The organism is Kribbella sp. NPDC004138 (assembly GCF_053603655.1).
Window position 1 is genome coordinate 1 of sequence record NZ_JBSGFZ010000055.1, and the last position, 8,759, is coordinate 8,759.

Genomic DNA, 8,759 nt, shown 5'->3' on the forward strand with positions numbered 1-8,759 from the left:
ACCACGAGTGCCGCCGCCTGCAACGTCGGCGACCTGGAGCACCAGCCCGGCGGTCTTCGGCAGCGGCTTCGCGAGGACGACCAGGCGACCGAGGCGGGCGCCCAGCTCGGCCAGCGAGTGCTCCGGCGCTGCCGGGCGTTCCGTCTGCCGAAGGGCGGCGAGGCCGTCCCGGGCGGTGTAGCGGTGGTCGTCGACGCGCGCGGCCAGGCCGTGCGCGCAGAACGTCGCGAGGATCCGGTGGACGGTGCTCTTGTGCAGACCGACGGTGACGGCCAGCTCCGTGACGCCGTACGGGCGGTCCTCCCGATTGAGCTCGGCCAGGACGGTGAGGGCACGGCTCAGCGACTGCATGGTGCCTCCCAGGGAAGAGGATGCCACCGTGAACGTTAACGGTAGCGTTAATGCACCGTAGAAGCGTGGGATTTACGTGTCAATAGACCACCGTTGCTGTAGGTGGAACGGCCCGTTGACGGCAATTTCCCGTGAACGTTAACTTCACCGAACATCCAACTTCTCTGGGAGGCACTGCGTGACGACATCCGACGTACGCGCCGCGCTACTGTCCGCCGATCCGAAGCTGTCCAAGTTCTCGCCGCTGCCGCGGATCCTGGCCTTCGACGAGTTCGACAGCGGCACGCACGGCTGGACCGAGCTGCTCGGCAACTACAACGGCCGCGGCGACCTCAGCACGGTCGACGACCACATGCGCGACTTCCGGCCGCCGCAACTGTCGGCCTGCAACTTCTTCGACATCGGCACGCACGGCGCGCTCAGCGGCACGTACGCGCTCAAGCTCGCCACCCGCCCGTACAAGGGCCACACGGCGGTCGCGATCCGCCGGCTCACGATGAGCGGCCGCGGCCTCGTCCAGCTGGAGACGTACTTCGCCTTCAAGTCCGAAGCGACGCTCGGGGGCGGCGCGGAGCTGGACAACTTCGGCGACGTCCAGTGGGACGGCAACACGCACCCATCCGAGGCGCAGTTCGGCGCGTTCACGGTCGCCACCGACCTGTGCGGCGACGGCGGCCTGCGGTACCACACGGTTGCGCGCTACCAGAACACCGATCTGGACAACCACTTCACCCGGCGGTGGATGGCGCCGACCGTCCCCGAGCCGACGCCGCGCGAGCACTTCGAGGGCAAGGTGAAGCTGGAGTACGCCGCCGACTTCACCGCGCCGAACCCGGAGGACTGGCAACCGTTCGGCGAGCCGCAGGAGCTCTGCTACAACGAGGTCCCGACCAAGGTGAACTGGCACTACCTGCGCTGGCTGATCGACACCGACAAGCGGCGCAACGTGGAGCTGCAGGTCAACGACCGGGTGATGGACATGCGCGACGTCCCCGTTCCGCCGTACGAGGAGCGCTACGAGACGCTCGAGAACCTGCTGAACTTCTACTTCTCGGTCCGCACCCACAGCTCGGTGCGCAACTTCCTCTTCCTCGACTCCGTCCTCATCTCGGTTGATTGGTAGGCCCATGCGACAGTCCATGACGGCGGTGCTGGAACGCGACACCACCTTCGACACCCGGTTCGCCACCGAGCCCTACGAGGTCGCCTGGGCGAGTGAGGCGCGCTGGTTCGTGCAGCACGTCGGCGGCGACGGTACGGCGACGTACGTCACGCAGGTGTCCCCGGACGGGATCACCTGGTGCGACCTCGACGACGCGGAGCACGTCGTCGAGCCGGGCAAGCTGGTCAGCTGGCCGGCCGCCGGGTTCGGCCACTGGCTGCGGTTGCGCGCTAAGGTCGAGGGCTCGGTGCAGGTACGGATCCACCTGGCCGTGAAGGCGTAAGAGGGGGACGGATGACGGAGGGCCCACGGCCGCGGCCGACGTTGCGGGACATCGCGACGGCGCTCGGCCTGTCGGTGAACACGGTGTCGCGCGCGCTCGGCGACAAGGACAGCGTCAGCGCCAGCACGCGGGCCGCCGTCCAGGCCGAGGCGGCGCGGATCGGGTACGTCCCGAACACGCTTGCGCGGTCGCTGGTGCTCGGCTCGGCGATGACCCTGGGCCTCGTCATCACCAACCCCTCGAACCCGTTCTACGCGCAGCTGATCAGCAGCATCGAGCTTCGGGTCCGCGCCCAGGGGTACTCGTTGCTGCTGCTCGTCACCGACGAGAGCGTGGAGAACGAGCAGCGCGCCACCGAGGCGTTGCTGCGCTCCGCGGTCGACGGCGCCGTGGTCGTACCGGTGCAGGCCGAGTGGGACCACTGGCGCCGTGTCCGGGACAGCGGGATCCCGCTGGTGTTCGTTAACCGTGACGTGCCCGAACTCGATTGCGACATGGTCGGCGTCGACTACGAACGCGGGTCGTACGAAGCGACCAGCCACCTGATCGCCGGTGGCGCGCGCAGCCTGCTGCTGCTCGAGGAGGACCTGCCGATCACCACGACGGCTGACCGGATCTCCGGGTTCCGCCGGGCGATGACCGACGCCGGGCTCCCGGTCGCGGAGGACCTGGTCCGTACGGTTCCCACCCGCCGGTACGACTCGCTCGCCCTGCCCTGGCAGCCGGAGGAGGCGTACCGGTTCGCGCAGTCGCTGGACCTGCCGGACGGCATCGTCACCGGGAACGACTACTTCGCGCTCGGTCTGCTCCGCGTCCTCGCCGAGCGGGGCCTCGCCGTACCGGGCGACGTCGCGATCACCGGATACGGCGACCACCCGTACGCGGCGTACCTGCAGCCGCCGCTCACCACGGTCCGCCTGCCCGCCGCCGAGGTCGGCACCACCGCAGTCGACCTGCTGCTGCAACGTCTGAAGTCCGGTGTCGAGCGTCCGCGAAAGACGTTGATCCGCCCGGAGCTGGTGGTCCGGGCGTCGACGGGCGGACGCCCAACACTCACCAACCTCCAGGACCAGCCGAGTCCGGCGCCCAGCTGAGCGTTGGCTCGGCAGGTGGCGCGGGGTTGGTGAGTGGCTCAGGTCCGCCTACTCTTCCAGCCAGGCGCGCACCGAGTCGTTGTGTTCGCCCAACCGGGGTGGCGGGAGGTTGGTCTCGCGCGCGCCGGCGTACGGGTTGTCGTCGAAACGCAGCGGCGGGCCGGGCAGCTGGATGGTGCCGAGCGCCGGGTGCTCGACGTCGATGAGCAGGCCCTGGGAGCGGGTCTGTTCCCAGTCGTACACCTGCTGGAAGTCGCGGACCTTGCCGGCGGGAATCCCCTTGTCTGCAAGGCGTTGCAGCCACACATCAGCAGGTGCGCCGGCGAACGCGTCCTCGATCGCCGCCGTCAGCTCGTCGCGGTGCGCCACCCTCGCCGAGTTGGCCGCGAACCGCTCGTCCGCCGGATCGAGGCCGACGATCGGGGCGAACAGCCGCCACAATCCCTCGCTGCCGACCGCGACCTGCACGATGTCGTCCTGGGTGCGGTAGAGCCCGTACGGCGCGATCTGCGCGTGGTGGTTGCCGACCCGCACGGGCAGCTCGTGCGCGACCGTCCACTTGGTGCCGTGGAACGCGTGCACGCCGACGACCGATGCGAGCAGGCTGGTCCGCACCACCCGGCCCTTACCGGTGATCGAGCGCTCGTGGAGCGCGGCCAGGGCGCCGTACGCGCCGTACATCCCGGCCAGCAGGTCGGCGATCGGCGCACCGACCTTGGTCGGCTCGGTCTCGCCGGTGATGCTCATCAGGCCGCCCTCGCCCTGGGCGATCTGGTCGTACCCCGCCCGGCCGCCTTCGGGGCCGTCGTGGCCGAACCCGGTGATCGAGAGGATCACCAGGCCGGGGTTCAGCTCGTGCAGCCGCTCGGTGGAGAAGCCGAGCCGGTCCAGGACGCCGGGCCGGAAGTTCTCCAGCAGGATGTCGGCCTTCCGGACCAGCTTGGTCAGGAACTCCTTGCCCGCGTCCGACTTCAGGTCGGCGGTCACCGACTCCTTGTTCCGGTTCGCCGACAGGTAGTACGTCGACTCGCCGTCGACGAAGGGCGGACCCCAGCCGCGGCTGTCGTCCCCGCCGTCCGGCGTCTCGACCTTGATCACCCGCGCGCCGAGATCCCCCAGCATCATCGCCGCGTGCGGACCGGCCAGCGCGCGGGTCAGATCGACGACCACAACATCGGAGAGAAGGTTCTGCACGAGGTCGAGAGTAGGCGAGGACGCCGCGGCGGGCCGTGACGCGACTCTCAGGCGATCACCTTGCGCGCCAGGGACGCGAGGCGGTGCGTGACGTCTCGGGGACGCTCCTGCATGAGCATGTGGCCCGCGCCCGGGTAGATCCACAGGCGGGCGCTCGGGAGTTGCGCGGCGATCCGGTTCGCGTGCCGCGGCGGGAGCAGCCGGTCGCGGGTGCCGTGCATGATCTCCACGGGCAGCTCTTCGAGCACTTTCAGCGCGTCCCCGCGGTCGTGCTCGAGCATGGTCTCGAAGAACCCGCCGTACGACGCACCGGGCACCACCGCCAGATCCGCCATGAACAGGTCGACCTCCGCCGGATCCGGCTTCTTCCCGAACACCACCCGCCGCAACGCCGGCCGCTGCAGACCAGCGGCAACCGCCGCGGCCCGCCGCGCGGCGGTCTGCGCCCTGGCCGCCGCACCAGCCGTCCCGACCTCGCGAGCTTCGGCTGCCGCCTTGCGGGCCAGAGCTTCTGCCTTGCGGGCGTCGCGGCGGTCGATGCGCCGGCCTACCGCGTTCAGGACCCGCGGCGCGATTCGGCTGGCCGCGGGGTCGAACCTCGTGGGGAGGCCGAGGGCGCCTTCGGTGAGGTGGCCGCAGGTGGTGCTGACCAGGGCCGCGGCGCGGATCCGGGAACCGAACAGCTCCGGGCGCCGGTCGGCGGCCGCCATCAGCGTCATCCCGCCCATCGAGTGCCCGGCGTACACGACCGGGCCGGCACCGACGACCTCGTCGAGAACGGTGGCCAGGTCGTCGGCGAGCTGATCGAGACGCGTCGTGCCGGCCGGCGCCGCGTCCGAGCGTCCGTGGCCGCGGTGGTCGTAGGTGACGACGCGGACGGCGTCCGGTCCGAGGATCTGCGGCAGGCTCTCGACCTGGTTGTGCCACGAACGCGTCGAGCACGTCCACCCGTGGACCAGTAGCACCGTCACCGGCGCGTCGGCCGGCCCGGCGACCTCGACGTTCAGCCGTACTCCGTCCGGAGTCGTGACCCCGGAGCGCTCCAACTGGATCGTCACGCAGTCTCCCGTTCCCGTTCACCTTCGGCCAGGTGGGCCGCTCGCATCCGCCCACCGCGGGCGCCGCGCCCGACCAGCCAGGCGATCCCGATCACCTCGAGCAGTCCGACCACCGCGAGCAGCGCGTACCCGGCGTTCCACATCCATCGTGGCACGTCGGTCCGCTCCTCGCGCCGCAGCACCTGCTGCTCGTCGACGAACTCGACCGTCTGCCCGTTCGACACCTGGATCGCGGGCTTCTCGATCGCCGGATCCTCCGGCGCGTACACCCAGCTCGCCACCATGTCCCGCCGGCCCTGATGCAGCCGGATCATCGACTTCCACTTCCCGTACATCGGCAGCGGGTCGGACGACCGGTACGTGCCGTCGGCAACCTTCTCCATCGGGTGGAACACCAGCCCGCCGCCCTGCCAGGACAGCGCCTCGAACCAGCGCGCGCCGTCGGCCGCATCGGCGGGCGTGAGAGAGATCGTGACGTACGCCGTCGGCTCGGCCCCCGTGGCCACCCGCTCCAACGACACAACCCCGGACACACCCGCATCCGCCGTCCGCGGCACGCATAAGAACACCGTCGCCACCACTGCGACCAGTCCGACCGCGCCCAGTTGATGGGTACGCCGGACCGCGGCCGGGCGGATGTGCTTGATCCCGATCGCCCGCTCCTCGCCGGCCACCTCGGCGTACCGGGTCGCGAGCCAGGCCCCGATCAGGCCGGCGCCGGCGCCGACGATCACGCCGTACCCGATCGCGGACGGCAGCAGCGACGACGGCCAGGCGATCGGCATCCAGACGTGGCTCCAGGCGTACTCCGCGACCACGCCGACGGTCCCGATCAGCAGGCCGGCGACGGCGCCGAGCCGGAAGCGGTTCTTGTTGCCGAGGGCAAACGCCACGGCTTCGACGAGCAGCGCCTCGACGACCAGCAGCGGGAAGTGCCCGACGATCTCGCCGAGCGGCTCGGCCACCGCCCAGGCGATCCCGCCGCGGATCACCAGGTACACACCCAGCGCTGCGAACGTCGTCCCCGGACCGCGCCGCGCGCGCAGGATCGTGAACGCCATCGCGGCGCCGAACACGATCAGCAGCGGCTGCAGGATCAGCGGGAACTGCGGTACGCCGTAGTTGAACTCGGTGCTGAACAGGTCCCAGGCGATCAGCAGCGCGCCGACCGACACGATCTCCTGGAACAGCCGCCGCTTGTTCGGCCCGACCAACTGCTCGACCTCGGCGATCGCGAGCAGCCGCGCGAAGATCGAGAACACCACGCCGCCGATCATCAGCAGGTGGGTCGGTCCCCAGAGCGTGACATCCTCGCCGAACAGCCGGTGCCAGACGTCGTCGAGCGGGAAGCCGACCAGCGCGAACGTGCCGCAGACCGTGACGAGCGCCGCGCTGCACGGGATCCGCCAGCCGCGGGTGAGCTTGATCGTCCGGGCCGGCAGCGGCTTGCCGGCGAGCGCGATCGGCAGCACGCCGGACACGATCACGCCGAGGATGCCGAAGAAGATCGGGTAGTGCGCCGGCGTACCGAACGGGCCGGTGTCACGCCCGCGGTCGATGTGCACCGCGATGTCCCACCAGACACCGAACGCGCAGGCTAGCAGCGAGACGGCGTGCAGGTACGGCGTCAGCGCGGCCCATCGGGGGACTCCGTCCAGTCTCGCGATGGTGTCCGCCAACCGTCCTACCAGCGTGACGTGGCCGGTGCGTTCGCGCCACAGCAGCACGGCGAGTGCGAGGTAGAGCACCGACACGACGCCGGTGACGATCGCGATCTGGTCGAACGTCGCCGTACCGGTGGTCGCCAGCGGGATCGCCATGGAACTCCTTCACGACATGAGGCATGCGCCATGGTGCATGTTACATCTACTATGTAACGTGGAGTCTGGAAGACTGTCAAGGGTGGATGAGGAGCTCACTGTCGACCAGCTCGCCGCCAAGGTGGGCATGACGGTCCGGAACGTGCGTGCCTACGCCGGGCGGGGGCTGATCCCGCCGCCGCGGCTGGTCGGCCGGACGGGGTATTACGGGCACGACCACATCGCCCGCCTGACGCTGGTCCGCGAGCTGCTCGACAAGGGCTACACGCTGGCCGCGGTCGAGCGGATGATGGGCGAACTGCCCGACGGCGCGATGGCGCTCGGCGTGTTCGAGACCCTGGTGAACCCGTGGACGCCGTCGGAGCCGGAGGAGCTCGACGAGTTCCAGCTCGCCGAGCGGGCCGGCGTACCGCACGACCCGGCGGTGATCGAGCAGATCGTCGAGCTCGGGATCGCCGAGCGGCTGGACGACGGCCGGCTGCGGATCCCGAACCCGGACCTGCTGCGCACCGGCCTCGAGGTGATCAAGCTCGGCGTCCCGATGCAGGCGATCTTCGAGATGCTGCCGAAACTCTTCGCACAGGCCGACGCGGTCGCCAAGACGTACGTCGAACTGTTCCGCTCGACCGTCTGGCGCGACTTCACCAACGCCGGCATGCCCGCCGACGGCTGGCCCGAGATCCAGCGCACCCTCGAAGGCATCATCCCCCTGGCCGGCCAGGCCCTGGTCGCCGCCTTCCGCGAAGCCATGGCCCACGAAATCGAAACCGTCGCCTACGAAGAACTCGGCCTCGACCCCAAAGCCCTCCCCTCCACGGGCTGATCGAGGCGCTCGGCAGGAATTCTTCCTACCCCGAAAAACTGTCCATGGTCCCCGGTAGCGTCCCTTAGAGAACCCGGACGTGAAGGCCGGGGGCGGTTGGGTAGTCGGATAGGTAATCCTCCGCATGTCTGAACCGCGCCTCATCCGGGAGCGTATAGCTACCAGAACAACCCGGCAGGAGGAAGAGGATGCGACAGCAGCAGATTCGTCGGCGGCCCCGCACCACCACCACGCGCCGTCAGACGCAGACCCTCGACCTGCGGACGCCGTCCGGCCGCCGCCTGCCCTTCTGAGAGCCAGTGCCATGAAACTCCGACTGCATGTCCACCACGTCCGAACCGGCGGCTGGTGTGCCGACATCGACGACGACAACGACCGGCAGCCCGACGACCCGTACTGGTGCGTCGCCGACTGGCCGACCCTGGAGTCCGCCCTCACCGCCGGCTGCGCGCGCCTGGCCGAGCTGACACTGGCCGGCACGCCGTCCCGCGTCAGCGGCTACTACGAACCGGCCCTGGCCGCCTGAACCAACGGGGAACGGGGAGGCCCGGCGAACCGCAGGGGGTTTGCCGGGCCTCACTTTTCGTGGATCCGCTCCCGCCGGTCCGTCGGCAGGTCGCCGAGGTCGGCGTCCCAGTCGTCCTCCTCGTCGGGAAGGGTCGACTCGTTGCGGCGGGCGATGCGGAGGAAGGCGATGATCAGGAGGATCGGGCCAAGGACCATCGCGGTCTCGGGGATGCCGCCCATATGCAGGGCGATCATGAGGCCGTCACCAGCGCGATCCCGCCGGCCGTGAAGGCGACCATCGCGGCCAGCATCGGGTACTGCGCCCGGCGCAGCTGCCGGCGGCGGAACAGGCCGGTCGCGCGATCGTGCGCGGACACCACCCCGAGGACGGGTGCGGGGACGCTCGCGCCGCGGGGGAGAACCCCCCAACGCCCCGGGCCGGCGGACGCGGTTTGGGAAGGGGGGGC

10 protein-coding genes and 1 pseudogene are annotated in these 8,759 nt (G+C 70.1%); 5 read left to right on the plus strand and 6 right to left on the minus strand.

Annotation, left to right across the window (positions count from 1 at the left end):
* The coding region (locus ACWEOO_RS41670) for a helix-turn-helix domain-containing protein (protein ID WP_452147774.1) at window positions 1-351 on the minus strand (351 nt) is incomplete at its 3' end.
* 178 nt (window positions 352-529) lie between these two features.
* Here ACWEOO_RS41670 and ACWEOO_RS41675 point away from each other — a divergent pair.
* The 3 genes from ACWEOO_RS41675 to ACWEOO_RS41685 are packed head-to-tail and all read left to right on the plus strand — an operon-like array spanning window position 530 to window position 2,890.
* Window positions 530-1,474 (plus strand): DUF6772 family protein, encoded by a 945-nt coding sequence (locus ACWEOO_RS41675; RefSeq protein WP_452147775.1) that lies wholly within the window; start codon window positions 530-532, stop codon window positions 1,472-1,474.
* A gap of 4 nt (window positions 1,475-1,478) precedes the next feature.
* Window positions 1,479-1,796 (plus strand): hypothetical protein, encoded by a 318-nt coding sequence (locus ACWEOO_RS41680; RefSeq protein WP_452147776.1) that lies wholly within the window; start codon window positions 1,479-1,481, stop codon window positions 1,794-1,796.
* An 11-nt stretch (window positions 1,797-1,807) separates the two neighbouring features.
* Window positions 1,808-2,890 carry a LacI family DNA-binding transcriptional regulator gene (locus ACWEOO_RS41685; protein ID WP_452147777.1) on the plus strand — a complete coding sequence of 361 codons (1,083 nt, stop codon included), beginning with the start codon at window positions 1,808-1,810 and terminating at the stop codon, window positions 2,888-2,890.
* A 48-nt stretch (window positions 2,891-2,938) separates the two neighbouring features.
* Here ACWEOO_RS41685 and ACWEOO_RS41690 read toward each other — a convergent pair whose 3' ends face one another.
* Genes ACWEOO_RS41690 through ACWEOO_RS41700 form a run of 3 tightly spaced genes read right to left on the minus strand, consistent with a single transcriptional unit; the run spans window position 2,939 to window position 6,962 of the window.
* Window positions 2,939-4,084: a CaiB/BaiF CoA transferase family protein gene (locus tag ACWEOO_RS41690; RefSeq protein ID WP_452147778.1), complete on the minus strand. Its 1,146-nt coding sequence runs from the start codon at window positions 4,082-4,084 to the stop codon at window positions 2,939-2,941.
* A gap of 47 nt (window positions 4,085-4,131) precedes the next feature.
* The gene (locus tag ACWEOO_RS41695; protein WP_452147779.1) at window positions 4,132-5,142 is read right to left on the minus strand and encodes an alpha/beta fold hydrolase; all 1,011 of its coding nucleotides are present in this window, start codon (window positions 5,140-5,142) and stop codon (window positions 4,132-4,134) included.
* Window positions 5,139-6,962 (minus strand): hypothetical protein, encoded by a 1,824-nt coding sequence (locus ACWEOO_RS41700; protein WP_452147780.1) that lies wholly within the window; start codon window positions 6,960-6,962, stop codon window positions 5,139-5,141. Before ACWEOO_RS41700 ends, ACWEOO_RS41695 begins: the two co-directional genes overlap by 4 nt.
* An 82-nt stretch (window positions 6,963-7,044) precedes the next feature.
* Between ACWEOO_RS41700 and ACWEOO_RS41705 the strand changes: the two genes are divergently transcribed.
* Complete coding sequence (locus ACWEOO_RS41705; protein ID WP_359936637.1) at window positions 7,045-7,785, plus strand: MerR family transcriptional regulator; 741 nt, start codon at window positions 7,045-7,047, stop codon at window positions 7,783-7,785.
* 304 nt (window positions 7,786-8,089) lie between these two features.
* Window positions 8,090-8,311 carry a hypothetical protein gene (locus ACWEOO_RS41710; RefSeq protein WP_363711358.1) on the plus strand — a complete coding sequence of 74 codons (222 nt, stop codon included), beginning with the start codon at window positions 8,090-8,092 and terminating at the stop codon, window positions 8,309-8,311.
* Between the two features lie 50 nt (window positions 8,312-8,361).
* Here ACWEOO_RS41710 and ACWEOO_RS41715 read toward each other — a convergent pair whose 3' ends face one another.
* Both ACWEOO_RS41715 and ACWEOO_RS41720 read right to left on the minus strand, forming a co-directional pair.
* The gene (locus tag ACWEOO_RS41715) at window positions 8,362-8,547 is read right to left on the minus strand and encodes a hypothetical protein (RefSeq protein WP_452147781.1); all 186 of its coding nucleotides are present in this window, start codon (window positions 8,545-8,547) and stop codon (window positions 8,362-8,364) included.
* Window positions 8,544-8,759: pseudogene (locus ACWEOO_RS41720) on the minus strand (hypothetical protein); the annotation flags it as partial. The pseudogene ACWEOO_RS41720 and the gene ACWEOO_RS41715, both read right to left, overlap by 4 nt.

Excerpts from the sequence above, each read along its gene's own strand:
- ACWEOO_RS41710 (WP_363711358.1), top strand. The coding sequence starts at position 8,090 with ATGAAACTCCGACTGCATGTCCACCACGTCCGAACCGGCGGCTGGTGT.
- ACWEOO_RS41715 (WP_452147781.1), bottom strand. The coding sequence starts at position 8,547 with ATGATCGCCCTGCATATGGGCGGCATCCCCGAGACCGCGATGGTCCTT.
- ACWEOO_RS41680 (WP_452147776.1), top strand. The coding sequence starts at position 1,479 with ATGCGACAGTCCATGACGGCGGTGCTGGAACGCGACACCACCTTCGAC.
- ACWEOO_RS41700 (WP_452147780.1), bottom strand. The coding sequence starts at position 6,962 with ATGGCGATCCCGCTGGCGACCACCGGTACGGCGACGTTCGACCAGATC.
- ACWEOO_RS41685 (WP_452147777.1), top strand. The coding sequence starts at position 1,808 with ATGACGGAGGGCCCACGGCCGCGGCCGACGTTGCGGGACATCGCGACG.